At 33.6% G+C, this 20,015-nt stretch carries 28 protein-coding genes and 1 tRNA gene; 20 read left to right on the top strand and 9 right to left on the bottom strand.

Translation table 11 applies throughout. The features are described 5' to 3' along the window. Positions 1-43 precede the first annotated feature (43 nt). On the top strand, positions 44-478 hold the full coding sequence (gene speD, locus HA140_RS08605) for an adenosylmethionine decarboxylase (protein ID WP_209040692.1): 435 nt from the start codon (positions 44-46) through the stop codon (positions 476-478). Positions 479-485: 7 nt separating this feature from the next. Here speD and larE read toward each other — a convergent pair whose 3' ends face one another. Beyond that, positions 486-1,310 (bottom strand): ATP-dependent sacrificial sulfur transferase LarE, encoded by an 825-nt coding sequence (gene larE, locus HA140_RS08600; protein WP_209040691.1) that lies wholly within the window; start codon positions 1,308-1,310, stop codon positions 486-488. A gap of 108 nt (positions 1,311-1,418) precedes the next feature. Here larE and HA140_RS08595 point away from each other — a divergent pair, with 108 nt between their 5' ends. Continuing rightward, complete coding sequence (locus HA140_RS08595) at positions 1,419-2,579, top strand: cob(I)yrinic acid a,c-diamide adenosyltransferase (RefSeq protein WP_209040690.1); 1,161 nt, start codon at positions 1,419-1,421, stop codon at positions 2,577-2,579. Between the two features lie 16 nt (positions 2,580-2,595). Here the strand turns inward: HA140_RS08595 and moeB are convergent, their stop codons facing one another. Then, positions 2,596-3,741 (bottom strand): molybdopterin-synthase adenylyltransferase MoeB, encoded by a 1,146-nt coding sequence (gene moeB / locus HA140_RS08590; RefSeq protein WP_209040689.1) that lies wholly within the window; start codon positions 3,739-3,741, stop codon positions 2,596-2,598. A 294-nt stretch (positions 3,742-4,035) separates the two neighbouring features. Here moeB and HA140_RS08585 point away from each other — a divergent pair, with 294 nt between their 5' ends. Beyond that, on the top strand, positions 4,036-4,401 hold the full coding sequence (locus HA140_RS08585; RefSeq protein ID WP_209040688.1) for a CAAD domain-containing protein: 366 nt from the start codon (positions 4,036-4,038) through the stop codon (positions 4,399-4,401). A 7-nt stretch (positions 4,402-4,408) separates the two neighbouring features. Here HA140_RS08585 and HA140_RS08580 read toward each other — a convergent pair whose 3' ends face one another. Beyond that, positions 4,409-5,287 carry a fructosamine kinase family protein gene (locus tag HA140_RS08580; protein ID WP_209040687.1) on the bottom strand — a complete coding sequence of 293 codons (879 nt, stop codon included), beginning with the start codon at positions 5,285-5,287 and terminating at the stop codon, positions 4,409-4,411. A 5-nt stretch (positions 5,288-5,292) separates the two neighbouring features. Here HA140_RS08580 and crtD point away from each other — a divergent pair, with 5 nt between their 5' ends. Continuing rightward, a complete protein-coding gene (gene crtD, locus HA140_RS08575) occupies positions 5,293-6,798 on the top strand; it encodes a C-3',4' desaturase CrtD (protein WP_209040686.1) in 1,506 nt (501 codons plus the stop codon). Here crtD and HA140_RS08570 read toward each other — a convergent pair. Further along, positions 6,788-7,627, bottom strand: a complete 840-nt coding sequence (locus HA140_RS08570) for a prephenate/arogenate dehydrogenase (protein WP_209040685.1) — start codon at positions 7,625-7,627, stop codon at positions 6,788-6,790. The two genes, crtD and HA140_RS08570, sit on opposite strands and share 11 nt — an antisense overlap. A 95-nt stretch (positions 7,628-7,722) precedes the next feature. Between HA140_RS08570 and HA140_RS08565 the strand changes: the two genes are divergently transcribed. Beyond that, positions 7,723-9,171, top strand: coding sequence for a DNA helicase (locus HA140_RS08565; protein ID WP_209040684.1), 1,449 nt, complete (start codon positions 7,723-7,725; stop codon positions 9,169-9,171). Positions 9,172-9,200: 29 nt separating this feature from the next. Continuing rightward, the gene (locus HA140_RS08560) at positions 9,201-9,446 is read left to right on the top strand and encodes a DUF2839 domain-containing protein (RefSeq protein WP_209040683.1); all 246 of its coding nucleotides are present in this window, start codon (positions 9,201-9,203) and stop codon (positions 9,444-9,446) included. A 2-nt stretch (positions 9,447-9,448) separates the two neighbouring features. On the opposite strand, the gene recA is transcribed toward HA140_RS08560, so the two are convergent. The 5 genes from recA to ndhN form a co-directional block, all read right to left on the bottom strand. After that, positions 9,449-10,546 (bottom strand): recombinase RecA, encoded by a 1,098-nt coding sequence (recA, locus tag HA140_RS08555; RefSeq protein ID WP_209040682.1) that lies wholly within the window; start codon positions 10,544-10,546, stop codon positions 9,449-9,451. 112 nt (positions 10,547-10,658) lie between these two features. After that, positions 10,659-11,435, bottom strand: a complete 777-nt coding sequence (locus HA140_RS08550; RefSeq protein WP_209040681.1) for an HAD family hydrolase — start codon at positions 11,433-11,435, stop codon at positions 10,659-10,661. Between the two features lie 16 nt (positions 11,436-11,451). Further along, positions 11,452-11,523 (bottom strand) — tRNA-Gln (locus tag HA140_RS08545). A 94-nt stretch (positions 11,524-11,617) separates the two neighbouring features. After that, a complete protein-coding gene (locus tag HA140_RS08540; protein WP_209040680.1) occupies positions 11,618-12,625 on the bottom strand; it encodes an LdpA C-terminal domain-containing domain in 1,008 nt (335 codons plus the stop codon). 5 nt (positions 12,626-12,630) lie between these two features. After that, positions 12,631-13,107 (bottom strand): NAD(P)H-quinone oxidoreductase subunit N, encoded by a 477-nt coding sequence (ndhN, locus tag HA140_RS08535; RefSeq protein WP_209040679.1) that lies wholly within the window; start codon positions 13,105-13,107, stop codon positions 12,631-12,633. A gap of 279 nt (positions 13,108-13,386) precedes the next feature. Between ndhN and rplC the strand changes: the two genes are divergently transcribed. From rplC to rpsH, 14 genes are all read left to right on the top strand, one after another. Continuing rightward, the gene (gene rplC, locus HA140_RS08530) at positions 13,387-14,040 is read left to right on the top strand and encodes a 50S ribosomal protein L3 (RefSeq protein WP_209040678.1); all 654 of its coding nucleotides are present in this window, start codon (positions 13,387-13,389) and stop codon (positions 14,038-14,040) included. Then, positions 14,037-14,669 (top strand): 50S ribosomal protein L4, encoded by a 633-nt coding sequence (gene rplD / locus HA140_RS08525; RefSeq protein WP_209040677.1) that lies wholly within the window; start codon positions 14,037-14,039, stop codon positions 14,667-14,669. The genes rplC and rplD overlap by 4 nt, the downstream gene beginning before the upstream one ends. After that, positions 14,666-14,968 carry a 50S ribosomal protein L23 gene (locus HA140_RS08520; RefSeq protein WP_209040676.1) on the top strand — a complete coding sequence of 101 codons (303 nt, stop codon included), beginning with the start codon at positions 14,666-14,668 and terminating at the stop codon, positions 14,966-14,968. Before rplD ends, HA140_RS08520 begins: the two co-directional genes overlap by 4 nt. Before the next feature lie 12 nt (positions 14,969-14,980). Beyond that, positions 14,981-15,844 carry a 50S ribosomal protein L2 gene (gene rplB, locus HA140_RS08515; RefSeq protein WP_209040675.1) on the top strand — a complete coding sequence of 288 codons (864 nt, stop codon included), beginning with the start codon at positions 14,981-14,983 and terminating at the stop codon, positions 15,842-15,844. A 37-nt stretch (positions 15,845-15,881) separates the two neighbouring features. Further along, a complete protein-coding gene (gene rpsS, locus HA140_RS08510) occupies positions 15,882-16,160 on the top strand; it encodes a 30S ribosomal protein S19 (protein ID WP_011819167.1) in 279 nt (92 codons plus the stop codon). Beyond that, complete coding sequence (rplV, locus tag HA140_RS08505; protein WP_209040674.1) at positions 16,157-16,543, top strand: 50S ribosomal protein L22; 387 nt, start codon at positions 16,157-16,159, stop codon at positions 16,541-16,543. The genes rpsS and rplV overlap by 4 nt, the downstream gene beginning before the upstream one ends. Next, a complete protein-coding gene (gene rpsC, locus HA140_RS08500; RefSeq protein ID WP_209040673.1) occupies positions 16,543-17,274 on the top strand; it encodes a 30S ribosomal protein S3 in 732 nt (243 codons plus the stop codon). The genes rplV and rpsC overlap by 1 nt, the downstream gene beginning before the upstream one ends. Before the next feature lie 11 nt (positions 17,275-17,285). Next, the gene (gene rplP, locus HA140_RS08495; protein ID WP_209040672.1) at positions 17,286-17,768 is read left to right on the top strand and encodes a 50S ribosomal protein L16; all 483 of its coding nucleotides are present in this window, start codon (positions 17,286-17,288) and stop codon (positions 17,766-17,768) included. Then, a complete protein-coding gene (gene rpmC, locus HA140_RS08490) occupies positions 17,765-17,983 on the top strand; it encodes a 50S ribosomal protein L29 (protein WP_025895061.1) in 219 nt (72 codons plus the stop codon). Before rplP ends, rpmC begins: the two co-directional genes overlap by 4 nt. Before the next feature lie 9 nt (positions 17,984-17,992). Continuing rightward, a complete protein-coding gene (rpsQ, locus tag HA140_RS08485; RefSeq protein ID WP_209040671.1) occupies positions 17,993-18,259 on the top strand; it encodes a 30S ribosomal protein S17 in 267 nt (88 codons plus the stop codon). After that, on the top strand, positions 18,256-18,621 hold the full coding sequence (rplN, locus tag HA140_RS08480) for a 50S ribosomal protein L14 (RefSeq protein ID WP_002807235.1): 366 nt from the start codon (positions 18,256-18,258) through the stop codon (positions 18,619-18,621). Before rpsQ ends, rplN begins: the two co-directional genes overlap by 4 nt. After that, a complete protein-coding gene (gene rplX / locus HA140_RS08475; protein WP_011863653.1) occupies positions 18,622-18,978 on the top strand; it encodes a 50S ribosomal protein L24 in 357 nt (118 codons plus the stop codon). It begins immediately after the preceding gene. Positions 18,979-19,052: 74 nt separating this feature from the next. Further along, on the top strand, positions 19,053-19,592 hold the full coding sequence (rplE, locus tag HA140_RS08470; RefSeq protein WP_011863652.1) for a 50S ribosomal protein L5: 540 nt from the start codon (positions 19,053-19,055) through the stop codon (positions 19,590-19,592). A 9-nt stretch (positions 19,593-19,601) separates the two neighbouring features. Next, entirely contained in the window at positions 19,602-20,003 is a 402-nt protein-coding gene (rpsH, locus tag HA140_RS08465) for a 30S ribosomal protein S8 (protein ID WP_209040670.1), read from the top strand. The last annotated feature ends 12 nt before the right edge of the window (positions 20,004-20,015 follow it).

Below are 20,015 nucleotides of genomic sequence, written 5' to 3'. Positions count from 1 at the left end.
TGCTTGATTTTTAGCTAATCTTAAATTCATATAAATTTCTTAAATGGAAATCTACAAAAAAAGTGAAATTTTAAGTTCTTTTAGTAATGAGCAACAATTAAGTCATCAAAGTAAACATCTTTTGTTGGAACTTTATAGATGCGATTGCGAAAAATTAAATGATGAATCCTTTTTGCGCTGTATTTTAAGCAGAGCTGCTAAATTGGCAAATGCAACAGTTCTGAATTTGATTAGTAATAAATTTGAGCCTCAGGGTGTTACGGCAATTGCATTACTGGCAGAATCTCATATCTCAATACATACTTGGCCTGAATCTAATTATTCTGCATTAGATATTTTTACATGTGGTCAAAATATGATGCCTGAACTAGCTAGTCAATATTTAATCGAATCTTTAATGGCTCAAGAACATTCTTTGCGTGTCATTAAGCGCAATCCACCTTCAGCAGTACCTAAACAGATCAGAACGGCTGTTTAATATAATATTACCTATTCAACTTGCCGCTTATTAGTCCTTCAAGATCTAAGCTTGTGCAATTAAATCCTAAATTAGAGAAGTATTGAACTAATTCATTAAAATTATATTTATTAAAAAAATGCTTTAATTCATCTTGAGGAATTTCTATTCTTGCAGTTGATCCTTGACATCGAACTCTAACCTCCGATAAGCCACCTTCTTTAAGGTATTCTTCAGCTTTCTCAACCATTTTTAGCCTCTTACTAGTGATTTCATGGCCATAAGGAAATCTTGATGATAAGCAAGGTTGAGCAGGTTTGTCCCACCAAGGGAAACCTAATGCTCTTGATATATCCCTAATATCTTGTTTTGAGAATTTAAATTTTGCAAGGGGAGAGATGACTCCTGCTTCTTTTGAGGCTTTTATACCTGGTCTGTAATCTTTAAGATCATCAAGATTTACTCCATCTAAAACAATCTTGTAATTAAGTTTTTTAGAGAGGTAGGTTGTATGTTTGTGAAGCTCTTTTTTACATGCAAAGCATCTATCCTTGGGATTTTTACTGTAACTTGATTGGTCTAATTCTGATGTTTTAATTTCTAAATGCTTTACTCCAATCCATTTTGCTTGATTTTTTGCTTCTTCGCGAAGATTTTTGGCTAATGCAGGAGAAATACCAGTTATTGCAATTGCCTTGCTACCTAATTGCTCGAATGCTAATGACGCTACTAACGTGCTATCAACTCCTCCGGAATAAGCAATGCAAACACTCTCGAGATTCTTAATGTATCTTCTTATTGTATAAAGCTTTTCACTTTGTTCATCAGAGAGAATTTCTAGTTGATTGAACATGTTAATTACTTTAAAATTCAGATTAGATATAAATAGGTTGAATTTATTATTAAATCTTTAATAATATTCTTATTTATATATTAGATTAAATCTATTATTTTTGTTCAATTGGCGAATACGAGTAGAAATAGAGGAATTGGAATTGTCACTGCAAATGACAGTCAAGAGAGATCAAAAGGTCAATTACATATATATGATGGAGAGGGTAAGGGAAAAAGTCAGGCTGCTTTGGGAGTAGTTCTCAGGACAATAGGATTAGGAATATGCGAAAAAAGACAGTCAAGAGTATTACTTCTAAGATTTTTAAAAGGTCCTGAGAGACCATATGACGAGGATTCAGCTATAGAGGCTTTGCAAAGAGGCTTTCCACATTTAATTGATCACGTTAGGACAGGAAGATCTGAATTCTTTACTGCTGATCAAGTGACAAAGTTTGATGTTGGTGAGGCTGAGAGAGGTTGGAATATTGCTAAAGGAGCTATTGCTAGTTCTCTTTATTCTGTAGTTGTTCTAGATGAATTAAACCCAGTTCTGGATTTAGGAATGCTTGATATCAATGAAGTAGTTGACTCTCTTCAAAATCGTCCAGATGGATTAGAAATAATTATTACCGGAAGGGCAGCTCCTTCCTCTTTGGTAAGAATATCTCAACTCCATTCAGAAATGAGACCACGTTTAACAGGAAACTTATCAAAACTAGCCAAACAAAGTAGTTCTAGTGGTGGAATTGAGATTTATACAGGTGAAGGAAAGGGTAAATCGACAAGTGCACTTGGTAAAGCTCTTCAAGCTATTGGTAAAGGAATATCTCAAGATAAAAGTCATAGAGTTTTAATATTACAGTGGCTAAAGGGTGGCAATGGTTATACAGAAGATGCCGCCATAGAAGCTTTGAGAGAGAGTTACCCTCATTTAGTGGATCATTTGCGTTCAGGCAGAGATGCCATCGTATGGAGAGGTCAGCAACAACCAATTGATTATGTTGAGGCTGAAAGAGCATGGGAAATTGCTAAAGCTGCTATTTTGTCTGGTTTGTATAAAACAATCATTTTAGATGAATTGAATCCAACTGTTGATTTAGAACTGCTACCTATGGAATCAATACATCAAACGCTCTTAAAAAAACCAGTAGAAACAGAAGTTGTCATTACTGGGAGGTGTAAAAATGAACCTTCATACTTTGAACTTGCTGATGTCTACTCTGAAATGGTTTGTCATAAGCATTATGCAAATGTTGGAGTTGATTTGAAAAGAGGTGTAGATTACTAAATATTCTTAAACTTAATTAATTGCATAATATTTTCTTTACCTTTTCAATGCCGCCTTCAATAGATTTTGACTGAATTTTGAATTGAGCTAAGATTCTTGAAGCTTTTTCAGAACGTTTCCCCGATTTACAGATAGTAAAAACCTCTTTACTTAAACTTTCTTTTTGAATAAATTTTAAGTCAGATTCTCGGTTCAAATGGCTTAAAGGAATTGATATGGATCCCTCTATTGCAGAAGTAGAAAATTCTTCATTTTCTCTAACATCAATTAAAAGAATTTTGCTGGGTTTTGCTTTGTATAAACTATTAAAGTCATTAGCATTAATACTGTTAATTTCATTATTTTTCTCACAATATTCATCGTTATTGTAAAAAAGCTCAAACTGAGACAGATTTTTTATTCTTTTATTTAAATGATCACTTTTGAGATGTAATTTCTTCATATTCATATTCAAAAGATCAAAAATTAAAATCTTCCCATCTAAAATTTCACCTTTTTTCAAAATGATTTTGATAATTTCATTAACTTGAAGAATTCCTATTAAACCTGTTGAAACGCCTACTATCCCGTATTCTGCGCAACTAGGGGCAGCATTTTTTGAAGGTGATTCTGGAAGTAAGTCTCTTAAATTAGGACTGTTTTTGTATAAATTGAAAACACTCACTTGCCCTTCAAAGCCCTGAACACTCCCAAAGACTAGAGGTTTATTTAATATCAAGCATGAATCATTTATTAAATATCTTGTGCCAAAGTTATCCGAGCAATCACAAATGACATCAAATTCTTTTAATGTTTTAAGAGCATTTTTAGGATTAATTCTCTCTGAAAAGGTTAATATTTCACAATTAGGATTGAATTTTTTAATTCTTTCCTTAGCTGAATCAATTTTAAGATTGCCTATAGTATTTGTTTCATGAATTATCTGTCTCTGGAGATTAGACTTTTCAACTTGATCGTTATCAACTATTCCAATCCTCCCAATTCCTGCTGCGGCTAGATAAAGCAAAACGGAAGATCCAAGTCCACCCGCTCCAATGCATAATACTGAGCTGTTCTTAAGATTTAGTTGACCTTCATAACCTATCTCTTTGAGGGTAAAATGCTTTTGATATCTTTCTTCTTCATCAGAGTTTAAGAAATTAAATTTAATATCTTTGGACATTTCGATCTTTTAATTTTTGCGAGATAAACTATGAAAACATAATAATTAAAATAAAAATTTTAGCCTTTTAAAATTTTCTTATTACTTTGATTTATTAATGTTTTTGTTAGAACTAGATAATAATGTGAAGTTTTTATAAATCAATTTTAAGTTTAAATATCTTGAGAAACCATACATAAAAATGTCTCTAAAAAAATACAAAATGTTTCGGTTCGGAATTTTGCACAACAAAAAGGTAGTCAACAGACGTTTTTTCCGATACTGTCTGGTTCATATATTAAGTTTACTGAATTCATGAGTGACAACACTCCAGAGTCAAACCAAGGCTCCGGCTCCGATACAAGCTCAGAAACCAAAAGTTTTTCAGAGAAGTACTCTGATGTTATGGGAAAAGTCAATGAAACCCTTGGTAATGTTGATTGGACTCAAATGGGTAAGTACGGCAAGGCTGCAGGCATAATTGCTGTCGTCGTAATAGCTCAGATAATAATTAAAGTTGTCATCGACACGATAAACTTTTTCCCAATTCTTCCAGGTTTATTAGAATTACTAGGTGTAATCGTTGTTGGTCAATGGAGCTGGCAAAATCTTCGTACCAGTGAAAATCGTGAAGCTGTTTTAGATAAGGTACAAAATCTTAAAAAAACATATTTAGGTTAGTTAAAGATTACATATTGAGTATTGCTCTTACGTAATCATGAACCTGTTTTAAGTATCCTCCTCCAAACATATTGGCGTGATTCAATATGTGATAGAAATTATATATGATTGTTCTTTTTTCAAATCCATTTTTTATTGGAAAAATTTTATGATACTCCTCATAAAATTCTTTTCTAAAACCTCCAAATAATTTTGTCATAGCTATATCTACTTCATTATCTGCCCACCAAGATGCAGGGTCAAATATAACACCCCTACCACTTTTATCTATCCCTGCATTTCCTGACCACAAATCACCATGAACAAGAGAATTTATTGGTTTATGATTTAGTAATTCTGATTTAATTTTTCCTTTAACTTTATTTTTAGTTTCTGTGTCTAATATTTTAGATTCAAGGATTAATAATTGAGGTATAATCCGTAAGTTTAAAAAACAATCTATCCAATTCTCGTCCCAGCCTTTTTTTTGATCAGTTGTTCCTATAAAACCCTCAACAGGAAATCCAAACATGTTTGGATTAGATTCAGCTGATTTTAAGTGCATTTCTCCTAATCCTTTTCCAAGTTTTTTTTGGTCAAAGTTTTGCATATCTATCCAATCAATTAAAAGAATCTCTATATTTTTTATATTTTTATATGCAATAACTTCAGGAATGATTATGTTTTCTTGATTAATATACTTTCTCAAATTTTGAAGACAAAATTTTTCAAATTCAAGAAGTTTTTTGTTTCTAATGTTTCTTTTAAGGAATAATTTTTTGTTTGAGAATTCTATTTGCCAAGCACTATGAATATCACCACCATGTACTTGATCAATACTTTTTGGATAGGTTTCCCCTAATTCATTACAAATTTCGTTAACTTCAATGGGTGATAATTTTTGCATTTTCAATGAGAAAGTCCGAAGTTGTTGTTGTTGGAGCTGGTATAGCAGGACTAACTTCTGCAGCAATTTTATCAAAACAAGGATTATCAGTGACTTTAATCGAATCTCATACACAAGCAGGAGGATGTGCAGGTACTTTTAAAAGAAAGGATTATATATTTGATGTTGGTGCAACTCAGGTTGCTGGTTTAGAAAAAGGTGGAATACATTCTAGAATATTTGATTTTTTAGATATTCCATCTCCTGAAGCTACAATTTTGGATCCTGCTTGCATTGTTGATTTAAATGATGGTGGTAAGCCTATACCAATCTGGTATGAAAAAAGTAAATGGATTGCTGAACAAGAAATGCAATTTCCTGGGAGTCGTAGATTTTGGAAACTTTGTAATCTCATACATCAAAGTAATTGGTTATTCGCGAATAATAATCCTGTATTACCAATAAGTAATTTTTGGGATTTTTCTCAACTTTTAAAAGCACTATCACCTTCAAACCTTGTCACAGGAGTCTTACTTAAATCTACTATTTTTGATTTATTGCGTATATGTGGATTATCCAAGAATGAGCGCTTGATTAAATTCTTAAATCTTCAACTAAAACTTTATTCTCAAGAGGATATTTATAATACTGCAGCATTATATGGGTCTACTGTGCTTCAGATGTGTCAACAGCCACATGGTCTGTGGCATCTTAAAAAATCTATGCAGTCTTTAAGTGAAGCATTAGAAAGTTCATTAAGGGAAACTGGAGTCAATTTAATTTTTGGACAAGAAGTTAATTCTATAACTTTTGACGACGTAAATATGTATTGGAAAGTATCTGCCAATTCGAAACAAAAATCTTTTATTTACCAAGCAAAAGATGTGATTTATACTGCGCCTCCACAATCTTTGCTCAAGCATTTGAAAGATCCTTTAGAAAGAAAAAAAAATTATAAAAATCGACTTAATAATTTGCCTGATCCAAGTGGAGCTGTAGTTTTTTATTCAGCATTAAAAAAAGAACATATTAAAAAAACATTCTCCAATCATTATCAATTTGTTTCGAAAGAATTTTGTTCGTTATTTGTATCAATAAGTGATGATGGTGATGGAAGAGCGCCAAAAGGTGAGGTTACTTTAATTGCGAGTATCTTTACCAAAACTAAAGATTGGTTTGATCTAGATAAACAAACTTACTTAAAGAAGAAAAATGGTTTCATGAAAAAAATATCGCTTGAATTGGAAAGTAAATTTGATATTGATCCTGAAAATTGGCTACATAGGGAATTGGCAACTCCACTGGGCTTTGAAAAATGGACTAAGAGACCTAATGGAATAGTTGGTGGGCTTGGTCAAAATCCAGATATTTTTGGTTTATTTGGATTATCAAGTAGGACTCCTTTTAAAGGTTTATGGCTATGTGGAGATTCGATTTATCCAGGAGAGGGGACTGCGGGTGTTAGTCAGTCTGCATTAATGGTTTCAAGGCAAATTTTAGCTTCCAAAGGTGTAGAAAATTTTAGTTTATAAAATTTTTTCTAATTTCTTTTGCCTCAGCAAGTTTGCTAGAAAGTAAATCCCAATTGTTTTCTTTAATAAGAGATTCCAGTTTATTCAGCTTATTTTTAAAATTATTTATAGAATTTAAAACATTAATCTGATTATTAATAGCTAAATCTAAGCCTAGTTGTTCATTACCTCCGCCAACTCTCGAAGTGTCAGCAAATCCTGTAGCAGCCAATTTTTGCGTGAGATCTAATAAAGATTGATTATTTTTTGTATGGGCAGTTTCAATTAGGGCAGAGGCTAAAAATATAGGCAAATGTGAAATTAGAGATACTGCTTCATCATGCTCTTTTGGCGAAGCTTGGCAAATTTCACAATCCATTGATTTTATGAGCTCGGAAATAGTTCTGACTGCATTTAAATCACTATTTTGTGTTGGGGTAATAATCCATTTTGTATTTTTAAAAAGACCTTCAAAACCTGAATCGACTCCTTTTTTTTCTGTTCCTGCCATTGGATGAGATCCAATAAATAGAGGATGTAAATTTTCCCATGTATTTACAATTGGTTCTTTGACAGAGCCCACATCAGTTAGAATTGTTTCCTGAGGTATTGATGATACTAATTGTTGAGAAGGACTGATTAAATCTTTGATAGGCAATGCCAAAATTATTAGCTCACATTTTTTTAATAAGCTAAGATCACAGCTAACGAAATTTGCAAGTTTTTTATCCTTAGCTTTTTTTTCATTAAGTGCATTATTTGCTATTCCATAAATTGTATGATTTAGACTTTGGAGTTTTAATCCTAAAGAACCGCCAATTAAACCTAATCCTACTATTCCAATTTTCATAGATTGATTAATTCAAGACTCTCTTATATTGATACCAATTTTTTGTATATTAGTTTCATAAATTTTGTACATATTTGAAATTAAATTAATTATAAATGCTTGAAATTTTAAGTCATCAATACTTAAAAAATTTTTTGAGAGATCAAAGTATTAGTTGGGAGCACATATATTCTTTTGGGAGGATAATTTCCAAATGTATTGAAAATGACTCTACATATCTAATTAATTCAGAAATTTTCTCTAGCTATGATTGGTTACCTCCAATTTTGATTTCTTTATTTTTGAAGGAAGAGGATTCAACTTTTATTTTATCTAAAGAAAAAATTCAATTTATAAGCCAATTTCAGATTGATTCATTGAAAAATCTAGGTTTTAATTTTATTTTGAAAAATGATCAATTTATTTTTGCAAATCATCATATTCGCTTAATAACAATTCAAAATTTTCTTAACGATCCCAATTCACGTAATCTTAGAAATCATCGAATAGTTTATTCTGGAATTGAGGACATAAAAGAGGATTTAAAAAATCATTATAGAATTTCTTTACTTAAAAAAGATTGGACAAAAAATTTTCAAGAATTTGAATTAATCAATCAAAAATTTATAAAAATATATGATTTACTGAAGAAAAGGTTTTTCATGAGAAAGGTCTTAGGAAATAGTTATATAAATTTAGATGAAAAAGAAATTAGTTTCTTTTCAAACTTTTTTTATAAAAATTCTTTTTTTTCTGATAAGTTTTCAAGGGTTAGCAAAGCATTATCTCAAGGCTGGGCATGTTGGGTAAAGTTAAACGATACAGATTTAGATTGGAGTTTGTATTTGCAGCCAATAGATGAACTTTCTCAAATTAAGGAATTTTTTTCAAATAATAAATTTGTTTTTTTATCAGCATTGAGAAAAGATAATTTTTTTCAAATGTATTTTAAAAAGCATAGCTTAGATATTGATTTGGTTATTGATTTTAAAAGTAATTTTGAAGAGAAAAAGATTTTATTATATGTACCCTCTAAACAGTTGCTTCCGAATAATCCTCTTTTTGCCAATTCAATCTTGGATAAATGCAAAAAGTTAATACTTTTTAGAAAGGGTTTAACTTTAGTTTTGTCTGATGATATTGATTTAAAAATTAACCTTGCTACAGAATTAGCTTCTAAGTACGGGAAGAGGGTATTGCTAGAGACGATTCCCTCTGGTAAGAATGAAATCCTTTGCGCTAGTTTTGACTGGTGGATTATGAATTCTTATTTAATTCAAATTCCAGAACAAATTATCATTCCTTTACTGCCGATCCCGAATATGTCAGAACCTATTAATGCAATTACAGTCTCTCATCAAAAGAAGCTTTCTCAAGATTGGTTTAGAGACTTCTTTCTTCCTCAAGCCAGAATAAAAATCGAAAGATCTATTTCTCCTTTAAGAAGAAATTCAGGTAAGTTAATAATCCTTGATGGAAGAGCAAATAAAAGGTACTGGGGAAGATTACTTTTGCAAAACATTCAACCCTCAAAACAAATTAACTATATGCTACCTTTTGATTAGGTTATGATTTTGTAAATAACTAAAGAAATATGGGAGAAGCAAAAAGACGTAAAACACTTGGTTTACCTCCAAAAAAAAATGATACTAAAGCTAAAATTGATGAGTCTCCAAGATTATTTGAATGGCTACCTTTTACAATCAATCAAAAAGATAACCTAATTAAATTAAGTATTAAAGCCAGTTGGGTTGGAATCGGAGGGTTAGTAATCTTATGGATTGTAGTGAGATTTATAGGCCCTGCCGCTGGGTGGTGGACTTTAGCTGATTCTTTATAAATCTAAGCTACTGTTTTTATATCATTAACAGCGATTGTATTAGCAGGACTGCTATTTAATGCTTTCATTGAATTTGAACTAACTTCTGTTCCTTCTGTTAATTTTTCTTTAACCATAGATTCTACTTTATTCCTAATTTCTAAGTTTTGATCAAGCCAAATAATTGTATTATCTCTTCCTTGTCCAATATTTTCTCCTTCATAACTGTACCAAGCACCTCTTCTTATTATGATATTAGTCTCTTCTGCTAAATCTAATAAACATCCTGTTGTACTAATACCTTTTCCGAAGAGAATATCAAACTCTGCAATTCTAAATGGTGGTGCAACTTTGTTTTTTGCTACTTTCACTTTTGCTCTTATACCATATTCTTCAGTACCTCTTTTAAGAGTTTGAATTCTTCTGATATCAAGTCTCACTGAGGCATAAAATTTTAATGCATTACCTCCTGTGGTTGTTTCTGGATTGCCGTATGTAACGCCAATTTTTAGGCGTAATTGATTCAGGAATATTACCGTACATCCAGATTTGCCAATATTGCCTGTTATTTTTCTCATTGCTTGGCTCATTAGTCTTGCTTGGCTTCCAATTACGTGATCTCCCATTTCTCCTTCTATCTCTGCCCTTGGGGTTAGTGCTGCGACTGAGTCAACAACAACAAGATCTACTGCACTTGATCTTATAAGTTGGTCAACTATCTCCAGAGCCATTTCACCAGTATCTGGTTGTGAAACTAACAAATTTTCAACATCAACTCCTAAAGAGGCTGCATAAACTGGATCGAGCGCATGCTCAGCATCTACAAATGCAGCTACTCCTCCATTCTTTTGGACTTCTGCAATCGCGTGAAGAGTTAATGTAGTTTTTCCTGAACTTTCTGGGCCATAAACTTCTACTACTCTTCCTTTTGGATAGCCTCCTCCTAATGCTAGATCTAAGGTGAGCGCTCCAGTAGATATTGTTTCTACTTTCATTCTCGAGGCGTCACCAAGTCTCATTATTGATCCTCGTCCAAAATTTCTTTCTATTTGGCCTAGGACAAGACTCAAAGCCTTGTCTTTTTCTTTTGATTCAGCGTTTTTTTTGTCTTCAAGGCTCATTGTTTGATTTATCGGTTAGAGTTCTTGTAATTATTCTAAATTTGGAAATTTTTATTTAAACCAAACTTCATAAATACAAACTATAGTACATCTGTACTCTAGCTGATTATCTTTAAATTGCAACTAATTCCTCAAGGTTGCCTAATTTTAATAATTTGATTTCATTACTTAAAGTATATCTATCTGACTCTTTCAAATATCCCCAATCAGCTAGGAAGCATGGAATGTGAGAAGTTTCGGGATTTTGTTTAATATCTATGAGAGTTTTTTTTCTATCTTCTATAAAGCCTAAAATTTCATAATTTTGTGTAAGCTTTTCAGCTATTTTAATTTTTGTTCCGGATTCATAACCAAAAATAAATTCTGGAAAAATATTTAATTGTTTGAGAATTTTTTCTGCAAATATTTTACCTTTAGTTGTTATAACTCCAGTTTTTATTTCCCTTTTCTTTAATTCTTTCATAAAATTTATAATTTCAAAAAAAGGATTATGTAAATTTACCCACGATTTAAAATCTTTATCAATTTGGTACTTGCGAGACTTATCTAACATTTTTTGTAAATCTTCGGCAATCCACGAATTTTCATTTAATATCCTCTGGCAATTTTGATGATAATTATTAATGAAATCATCTTTATTATCATTTTTTAATGGATTTTCTGTTTTTATAATTTCGTGAACAATTAGAATCATTTCCCAACCATATTTAACCCAAGGCCTAATTTCTTTGAAAGAATTTGGTACTTTTTTATAAAGTTTTTGATCAAAAGAGATGTAGGGTGAATTTAAATATCTTTCACAGGCTAGTAAGGAACTAAGCCAGTATTCTTGCATTCCATCGACTATTACTCCATCGAAATCAAATAGAAATATTTTTTGAGAAGACACCAATTAAATACTAGAACTGGGCCGCTAGGATTCGAACCTAGGAATGTCGAGACCAAAACCCGATGCCTTACCACTTGGCGACGGCCCATTGAATTTTTATTTTAATACATGAAAAGATTTTTTTCTATTTAAAAAATACAAAGTTTTCATAAAAATGAAGCAAGTTTTGAAAAATAAAAATATTATTTGAATGAGCTCGATTTCCATGGTTCTAGAAATTTCTGAGCTTTTTTGATCGCTAAAGCCATTCTTTCAGGGTACTCATAGAGTTTTTTGTTATTTCTGTGAGCAAATTCAATAAAGGGCTGCATGATTTTTCTTGCAGCACTTCCAAATGCTATTCCGTCTGGGAGATTGTTTGAATTCAAAAATTCATGAGTTTTTTCATTTGTTCCTCCTGCCAATTGAATTAATCCAGGTGGAAGATCTGAACCGATTTTTTCAAACAACTTAACAGCATCTCTACTTGTTGAAGGAGCAAGATCTCCAGACATTGGCCTTCCATCTAGCTGCCAAATAAGGGGAATATCAAGTTTTTTTAGAATTTCATATCTTTCCCAAAGAGCTTTCAAAAGATCTTCGGGCTCTTGTGATTTTTTAAAAGATTGATTTAATCCACAACTGATAGATATCTTGTCTAATTTCATTCCAGAACTTTGAAGGATACTGACAACTTTTGCAAAAGAATCTAGGCGATTTATTTCTGTATGAATTTCTACTGCATTTGGCTTTATTTTCTGAAGTGTTGATCCCAAATCATCTTTTGACAAATTATATTCATATTCACTAATTAGATTTAAGGGGCAGCTATTCAAGCATCTTCCACATCCATAACATTTACTCTTTTTGATCCCATAATTATCAATTGCAAAGGTGGGGCATACTTTTTCGCACGGTCTTGGACAATTAGGGGGACATTTCATTGGATCAAATTTTGCTTTACGAAAGTGGATATCATTTCCATCACTAATACTTATCATTAATCCAGGGGAGTTTTTAAAGACTTTTTTTGCCCACTCGATTCCTTTTTTTGCTGCGTGGACTATAGATTCTTCTGCGGCAACATCTATGTAGTCGACACCAGCAGCAGTATAAATTGCACATAAATCTTCTATGGCAATAATATCTTCATTACTGGCACCACAAATTAATTTAATCCATTTATCTTTTTTATTCTGAGTTGTAATCAAACAATTTAACTTTCAAATTCATCTAAAATATAATTACTTAACGGCTTCCATTCAAGTTTTCTTGAACCCCCCATTTCAACAACTATCGTTAGTTTATTATCGTTAGTGCAAATCTCTACTAAGCTCTCTAATTCAGATTGAGATAATACTTGACCTTCTAATAACCAAAGTAATTTGTTTTTATCATTTTCATTAAATAACTCAGAAGCTTGTGGGATAACTTGTTGAACTTCCCCGAGTGCTCCATTTCTTCCTACGCTTTGATGACCAAGGTGCGGTGGTCTAACGCCATGCAATTTGAGTAAGAATACTTCTGGATCTCCAAGCCCTCTTGCTGAGGTTATAAAAGTTTTAAAGCCCTTGGCCCTCATTCTTCTCAAAAGACGAGTTTCATAACCACCTTCCAGAGGAGCAAAGATTGCAAGACATTTGTTAGTTTTTAAATCGTTATGAAACTTTTTCCCTGTGAGAAGTAATGGCATAAAAAATTCCTTTATTTATATTTTATTTTATTTTATGGTACTTGATGATGTACAATTGTAACTCAGTGAATTTTTAAGCTCGCAAGCTAGCCGAGCCTCTGTAAATTTCACATTTTTTAGCGTTTCGTTAAAAAACACAGGTGGGTTTATCCCAGGAGAAACTATCTAGATTTTCAGATAAGTCTCAACCTAATTAATTGTTTTTTTATTAACTTCACCTTAATAACTGAAGGTTTTAGATAATTTAAAAATCATTACGAGCTAGCCTAATTTAGCCTTATGTCTATAGGAATTTTAGGAAAGAAATTGGGCATGTCCCAACTTTTCGACGATAAAGGTAATTCGGTACCAGTTACTCTTATTGAGGCTGGTCCTTGCCGTATCACTCAATTGAAAACAACCGCTTTGGATGGTTATACTGCCGTTCAAATAGGTTACGGCTTGTCCAAAGATAAGCATATAAGTAAGCCTGAAAAGGGACATTTGTTGAAATCAGGTGAAGAACTTTTAAAGCATTTGAAAGAATATAGGGTTGAAGAAACTTCATCTTATGAAATCGGAAATCAAATAACTGTAAAAAACTTTGAGGTTGGTCAAAAAGTCGATATCAGTGGCAAATCTATGGGTAGAGGTTTTGCTGGTTACCAGAAAAGACATGGTTTTAGCAGAGGTCCTATGAGTCATGGTTCGAAAAATCATAGAGCACCTGGATCTACAGGTGCAGGAACAACTCCAGGCAGAATTTATCCTGGCAAAAGAATGGCAGGAAGATATGGAGGAAAACAGATTACTACTAAAGGTTTGTTAGTTCTAAAAATTGATGATCAGAAAAATTTGCTTGTGGTGAAGGGTTCTGTCCCTGGTAAGCCAGGCTCAATAATAAACATTAAGCCAAATAATGTCGTAGGCAAAAAAGGAGGTGAAAAATCATGACAACACTCGAAACTCTTAAGTGGGATGGTAAAAAATCCGGCAAAGTTTCTCTTGATTTAGCAGTTGCTAAAGAAACTTCTTCGGCAGACTTAATACATAGAGCAGTCCTTAGGCAGCTAGCAAATAAAAGACAGGGGACAGCATCAACTTTGACAAGATCTGAAGTTCGTGGGGGCGGTAGAAAGCCATATAAACAGAAAGGTACAGGAAGAGCTCGTCAAGGATCAATAAGGACACCCTTAAGACCTGGTGGGGGAATTATTTTTGGACCGAAGCCACGTTCTTACAATCTTGATATGAATCGTAAGGAACGTAGGTTAGCTCTAAGAACTGCACTTATGTCTAGAGTATCTGATATGAAGGCCGTTGAAGATTTTGGATCTACTTTAAAGCAACCTAAAACAAGTGATATCGTCAATGGCCTTTCTCGATTAGGTATACAAAAAACTGAAAAAGTTTTGGTTATTCTTGATAGTCCGTCCGATGTTATAAAAAAGTCCATCAATAATATTGAAAAAGTAAAATTAATTGCCGCCGATCAATTAAATGTATTTGATATTCTCAATGCTAATAAATTGGTCATAGGCCAATCAGCGATAGATAAAATTCAGGAGGTTTATGGATCATGACTAAATTATTCGATTCTCGTTTAGCCGATGTAATAAGAAAGCCAGTTATTACTGAGAAAGCAACAAATGCTCTAGATCTTAACCAATATACTTTTGAAGTAGATCATAGAGCGGCAAAACCACAAATAAAGGCAGCTGTCGAAGCCTTATTCAGTGTTAAAGTCATAGGAGTTAACACTATGAATCCTCCTAGGAGAACAAGAAGAGTCGGAAAATTTTCCGGTAAACGTTCTCAGGTCAAGAAGGCAATTGTGCGTCTTGCTGAAGGAGATAAAATCCAACTATTTCCAGAATCTTAAGGAGTTTTAATCATGGCAATCCGTAAATTTAAACCTTATACACCTGGTACTCGGCAGAGAGTAGTTACTGACTTTAGTGAAATAACAAGTGCAAAACCCGAAAGATCACTAATAGTTCCAAAACATAGAGTTAAAGGCAGGAATAATCGTGGAGTTATCACTTGTCGTCATCGTGGAGGTGGTCACAAAAGGCAGTATAGATTAGTTGACTTTAGAAGAGATAAAAAAAATATCAACGCTAAAGTTGCAGCTATCCACTACGATCCGCATAGAAATGCAAGGCTGGCACTTTTATTCTACGAAGATGGAGAAAAAAGATATATTATCGCTCCAGCAGGAGTAAAAGTCGGACAAAATGTCATATCTGGAGAAAGTGTTCCGATTGAAGATGGTAATGCAATGCCACTTTCTGTTATGCCATTAGGATCTAGTGTTCATTGTGTTGAGTTATATGCAGGTAGGGGTGCTCAGATGGTTAGATCCGCAGGAGCTAGTGCTCAAGTTATGGCAAAAGAGGGAGATTATGTTGCTTTAAAACTTCCATCTACCGAGGTAAGACTTGTAAGAAAAGAATGCTACGCAACTCTTGGTGAAGTCGGTAATTCTGAAATAAGAAATACCAGCTTAGGTAAAGCAGGAAGAAGAAGATGGCTTGGAAGAAGGCCTCAAGTAAGAGGTAGTGTAATGAACCCATGTGATCATCCACATGGAGGAGGAGAGGGAAAAGCACCAATTGGTAGAGCAGGACCAGTTACTCCATGGGGTAAACCAGCTCTTGGATTAAAGACACGTAAAAAGAACAAACCAAGTAATAAATTAGTTGTTCGAAGACGTCGTCGTGTTTCTAAGAGGAGTAGAGGAGGAAGAGACTCTTGATTACTTCATTTATTATTTCAATTTCTATTACATAATCATGGGACGTTCACTAAAAAAAGGACCTTTTATAGCAGATAGCCTGCTCAAAAAGGTAGAAAAACAAAATACTGATAATGACAAGTCTGTTATCAAAACTTGGTCAAGATCCTCTACGATTTTGCCTTTAATGATTGGTCACACAATCGCGGTTCATAATGGTAAGACTCACATTCCAGTATTCATTACTGAACAAATGATTGGTCATAAACTTGGTGAATTTGCTCCTACACGCACTTACCGAGGTCATATAAGAGATAAGAAAGGAGCAAAATCATGACAAAAACACCTGAAACAACCAAAACAGCAATTGCTCATGGCAATTACGTTCGCGGATCAGCCTCTAAAGTGAGAAGAGTTTTGGATCAGATAAGGGGTAAGTCTTATAGAGATGCATTGATCATGTTGGAATTTATGCCTTATAGATCTACAGACCCCATCACTAAAGTTCTGAGATCTGCGGTTGCCAATGCAGAACATAACCTTGGAATGGATCCATCCACCTTAGTTATTTCCTCTGCATGGGCTAATAGCGGTCCAGTAATGAAAAGGTATAGGCCCAGAGCTCAAGGTCGAGCTTTTTCAATTAAGAAACAGACTTGCCATATCAGTATTTCTGTTGAATCTACTCCTACTCAAACTAATGCGGAGGTACAAAACTAATGGGACATAAAATACATCCTTCTGGACTAAGATTAGGAATTACACAAGAGCATCGCTCTAAGTGGTTTGCTACTTCTAAAACATATCCAATTCTTCTCCAAGAAGATTTTAAAATTCGTACCTTCATACAAAAAAAATATGGAGCAGCAGGAATTAGCGATATTTTAATTGCTAGAAAAGCTGACCAACTGGAACTTGAATTAAAAACAGCAAGACCTGGAGTTATAGTTGGAAGACAAGGAAGTGGGATTGAAGAATTAAGATCTGGCATTCAAAAAACTATAGGGGATAGAACAAGGCAAGTTAGAATAAACGTTGTAGAAGTTGAACGCGTTGATGCTGATGCCTTTTTACTTGCTGAATATATTGCACAACAACTTGAAAAAAGAGTCGCCTTTAGAAGAACTATAAGGATGGCCTTACAAAGGGCTCAAAGGGCTGGAGTCTTAGGTCTTAAAATACAAGTTGGGGGAAGGTTAAATGGTGCTGAAATAGCTAGAACTGAATGGACCAGAGAAGGTAGAGTTCCATTACATACATTGAGAGCTGAAATTGACTATGCAACTCGTGAAGCTAATACAACTTACGGTGTTCTAGGCATTAAAGTTTGGGTTTTCAAAGGTGAAGTTCTCCCTAAAGAAGAACAAACTATCCCTGTGGGTGCTAGCCCTAAGAGGAAAGCTAGTAGAAGACCTCAGCAATTTGAGGATCGTTCAAATGAGAATTCATAGGAGGTATAACAATGCTTAGTCCAAAACGTACTAAATTCCGCAAACAACATAGAGGCAGAATGAGGGGTGTAGCCTCAAAAGGTAATACTATTGCATTCGGTCAATTTGCACTCCAAGCTCAAGACTGTGGCTGGGTAACTGCACGTCAGATTGAAGCAAGCAGAAGAGCTATGACCAGATATATCAAACGTGGCGGTCAAATCTGGATAAGAATATTTCCTGATAAACCCGTAACCATGAGACCTGCCGAAACCAGAATGGGTTCTGGTAAAGGTAATCCAGAGTTTTGGGTCGCAGTTGTAAAACCGGGAAGAATACTTTTTGAAATGGGTGGTGAGGATATTACTGAGGAAACTGCAAAGGAAGCTATGCGACTGGCTCAATACAAACTTCCTGTAAAAACTAAATTTATCTCTATTGATAAAAGTCTAGAAAATAACTCCCAAGAAAATACAAAAAATAGCAAAAAATCTCAAGAGGAGGTTAAACAATGAAAAACTCAGAGTCACTTAAGGAATTTAAAAAATTAAATTCTGAACAAATTACTGAAAAGATTGACCAATTACGAAAAGATCTTTTTGACTTGAGATTCAAGCAAGCTACAAGACAGCTCAATGAAACTCATAAATTTAAAATCATCAAGAAACAAGTTGCGCAATTACTCACTCTCAGTAAGAGTCAATCTGCTTCTAAAACTACTTCTGATTAATTATTAGTTATGGCACTTAAAGAAAGAATTGGTACTGTTGTCAGCGACAAAATGGATAAAACAGTTGTTGTTGCTGTTATTAACAGATATCCGCACCCCACTTATAAAAAAATTGTAAGTAGAACTACACGATATAAGGCGCATGATCCAGAAAATACATGCGTTTTAGGTGATCGAGTTAAAATAAGAGAAACTAGACCGCTTAGTGCTCATAAAAGATGGGCAATTGAAGAGATTCTCAATAAAACAGGTCAGGCTAAGGAGGTTAAAAAATGATTCAACAAGAAACTTATTTAACAGTTGCCGATAATAGCGGAGCGAAAAGACTCCAATGTATTAGGGTTTTAGGTTCTAATAGAAGGTATGCACATGTCGGGGATGTAATTGTAGCAACTGTTAAAGATGCTCTTCCGAATATGGGAGTAAAGAAATCTGAAGTTGTGAAAGCCGTCATCGTCAGAACAAAAGCTACATTAAGAAGAAATACTGGTAATTCAATCAGATTTGATGATAATGCTGCTGTTTTGATTAATGAGGATAAGAATCCAAAAGGTACTAGAGTTTTTGGTCCTGTAGCCAGAGAACTGCGGGATAAAAATTATACAAAAATTGTTTCTCTTGCTCCGGAGGTGATTTAAATGTTGGATTCATTAAAACAAAAGAAGAATTTCCAAAGAATAAAAATGAGAATCAAAACTGGAGATTTAGTAAAAGTAATTAATGGCAAGGAAAAGGGCAAAACTGGAGAGGTTTTAAAAACTATCCCTCTTGAAAATAGAGTAGTAGTTAAGGGAATTAACCTTAGGACTAAACATGTAAAACCAACTCAGGAAGGGGAAACTGGAAGAATACTTACAGAGGAGGCATCTTTACATGCATCAAATGTAATGTTCTTCTCAAAGGAAAAAAATCTTACAAGTAAGATTGAATATTTTATTGATAAAGAGGGAGTTAAGAAAAGAAGACTGAAGAAAACTGGTGAAGTAATTGATTAATTTTTCATCAGAAACCAGATTTAAACTTTTTCTAATTTATCAATTCTGACAAAGACCAGAATTAACAAAAAATTATGACTCTAAAAAATCGCTACAAAGAATCAATTAGACCAAAACTTTTAAAAGACCTTGGTCTTAAAAATATTCATCAAGTACCTAAAGTTGTCAAAGTCAACGTTAACAGAGGTCTTGGTGAGGCAGCTTCAAATTCAAAAGCTCTAGAGGCTTCCTTGAATGAAATGGCAACAATTACAGGGCAAAAGGCACTAGTAACTAGGGCCAAAAAAGCTATCGCGGGTTTTAAAATTCGTGAGGGTATGCCAATTGGTTGTACTGTAACTTTGAGAGGTGACAGGATGTATTCCTTCTTAGAGAGATTTATAAATCTAGCTTTACCAAGAATAAGAGACTTTAGAGGAGTTAATCCAAAAAGTTTTGATGGGAGAGGGAATTACACTGTTGGAGTGAAAGAGCAATTAATTTTTCCTGAAATCTCTTTTGATAAAATAGATTCAATAAGAGGTATGGATATAACTATTGTCACTAGTGCGAGATCAGATCAAGAGGGTAAAGCTCTCTTGCAAGAGTTAGGAATGCCTTTTAGTAAGAATTAAATTAAAACCATGTCAAATCACGATCCTATTTCAGATATGCTTACTCGAATTAGAAATGCGAGTCAAAAAAAGCATACAACCACATCAATCCCAAGTTCAAAAATGTCCCTAAGTATTGCAAAAGTACTTCAAAAAGAGGGTTTCATTTCTGACATTAATGAAGAAGGTGAAGGCTATCAGTCACAAATAATACTTGGTCTAAAATATAGTGGCAAGAATAAATTCCCTACTATTCGATCCATGCAAAGAGTTAGTAAACCTGGCTTGAGAATTTATAAAAATACAAGAGCTTTACCAAAAGTACTAGGAGGTCTTGGAGTTGCTATTATATCTACTTCTAAAGGTGTCATGAGTGATCGCGATGCTAGGAAGCAAGGTATAGGTGGTGAAGTACTTTGCTATGTTTATTAAGGAGGATTAATC

The sequence above is a fragment of the Prochlorococcus marinus CUG1417 genome, from assembly GCF_017695975.1.
In the GTDB taxonomy this organism is placed as follows: domain Bacteria; phylum Cyanobacteriota; class Cyanobacteriia; order PCC-6307; family Cyanobiaceae; genus Prochlorococcus_A; species Prochlorococcus_A marinus_AG.
This window is presented reverse-complemented; position numbering and strand designations above follow the sequence as displayed.

Excerpts from the sequence above, each read along its gene's own strand:
- HA140_RS08585 (WP_209040688.1), top strand. The coding sequence starts at position 4,036 with ATGAGTGACAACACTCCAGAGTCAAACCAAGGCTCCGGCTCCGATACA.
- rpmC (WP_025895061.1), top strand. The coding sequence starts at position 17,765 with ATGAAAAACTCAGAGTCACTTAAGGAATTTAAAAAATTAAATTCTGAA.
- rplC (WP_209040678.1), top strand. The coding sequence starts at position 13,387 with ATGTCTATAGGAATTTTAGGAAAGAAATTGGGCATGTCCCAACTTTTC.
- HA140_RS08570 (WP_209040685.1), bottom strand. The coding sequence starts at position 7,627 with ATGAAAATTGGAATAGTAGGATTAGGTTTAATTGGCGGTTCTTTAGGA.
- rplP (WP_209040672.1), top strand. The coding sequence starts at position 17,286 with ATGCTTAGTCCAAAACGTACTAAATTCCGCAAACAACATAGAGGCAGA.
- rplE (WP_011863652.1), top strand. The coding sequence starts at position 19,053 with ATGACTCTAAAAAATCGCTACAAAGAATCAATTAGACCAAAACTTTTA.
- rpsH (WP_209040670.1), top strand. The coding sequence starts at position 19,602 with ATGTCAAATCACGATCCTATTTCAGATATGCTTACTCGAATTAGAAAT.
- rpsC (WP_209040673.1), top strand. The coding sequence starts at position 16,543 with ATGGGACATAAAATACATCCTTCTGGACTAAGATTAGGAATTACACAA.
- rpsS (WP_011819167.1), top strand. The coding sequence starts at position 15,882 with ATGGGACGTTCACTAAAAAAAGGACCTTTTATAGCAGATAGCCTGCTC.
- recA (WP_209040682.1), bottom strand. The coding sequence starts at position 10,546 with ATGAGCCTTGAAGACAAAAAAAACGCTGAATCAAAAGAAAAAGACAAG.
- ndhN (WP_209040679.1), bottom strand. The coding sequence starts at position 13,107 with ATGCCATTACTTCTCACAGGGAAAAAGTTTCATAACGATTTAAAAACT.
- moeB (WP_209040689.1), bottom strand. The coding sequence starts at position 3,741 with ATGTCCAAAGATATTAAATTTAATTTCTTAAACTCTGATGAAGAAGAA.
- speD (WP_209040692.1), top strand. The coding sequence starts at position 44 with ATGGAAATCTACAAAAAAAGTGAAATTTTAAGTTCTTTTAGTAATGAG.
- rplD (WP_209040677.1), top strand. The coding sequence starts at position 14,037 with ATGACAACACTCGAAACTCTTAAGTGGGATGGTAAAAAATCCGGCAAA.
- HA140_RS08580 (WP_209040687.1), bottom strand. The coding sequence starts at position 5,287 with ATGCAAAAATTATCACCCATTGAAGTTAACGAAATTTGTAATGAATTA.
- HA140_RS08560 (WP_209040683.1), top strand. The coding sequence starts at position 9,201 with ATGGGAGAAGCAAAAAGACGTAAAACACTTGGTTTACCTCCAAAAAAA.
- crtD (WP_209040686.1), top strand. The coding sequence starts at position 5,293 with ATGAGAAAGTCCGAAGTTGTTGTTGTTGGAGCTGGTATAGCAGGACTA.
- rplN (WP_002807235.1), top strand. The coding sequence starts at position 18,256 with ATGATTCAACAAGAAACTTATTTAACAGTTGCCGATAATAGCGGAGCG.
- rplB (WP_209040675.1), top strand. The coding sequence starts at position 14,981 with ATGGCAATCCGTAAATTTAAACCTTATACACCTGGTACTCGGCAGAGA.
- larE (WP_209040691.1), bottom strand. The coding sequence starts at position 1,310 with ATGTTCAATCAACTAGAAATTCTCTCTGATGAACAAAGTGAAAAGCTT.
- rplV (WP_209040674.1), top strand. The coding sequence starts at position 16,157 with ATGACAAAAACACCTGAAACAACCAAAACAGCAATTGCTCATGGCAAT.
- rplX (WP_011863653.1), top strand. The coding sequence starts at position 18,622 with ATGTTGGATTCATTAAAACAAAAGAAGAATTTCCAAAGAATAAAAATG.
- HA140_RS08565 (WP_209040684.1), top strand. The coding sequence starts at position 7,723 with ATGCTTGAAATTTTAAGTCATCAATACTTAAAAAATTTTTTGAGAGAT.
- rpsQ (WP_209040671.1), top strand. The coding sequence starts at position 17,993 with ATGGCACTTAAAGAAAGAATTGGTACTGTTGTCAGCGACAAAATGGAT.
- HA140_RS08520 (WP_209040676.1), top strand. The coding sequence starts at position 14,666 with ATGACTAAATTATTCGATTCTCGTTTAGCCGATGTAATAAGAAAGCCA.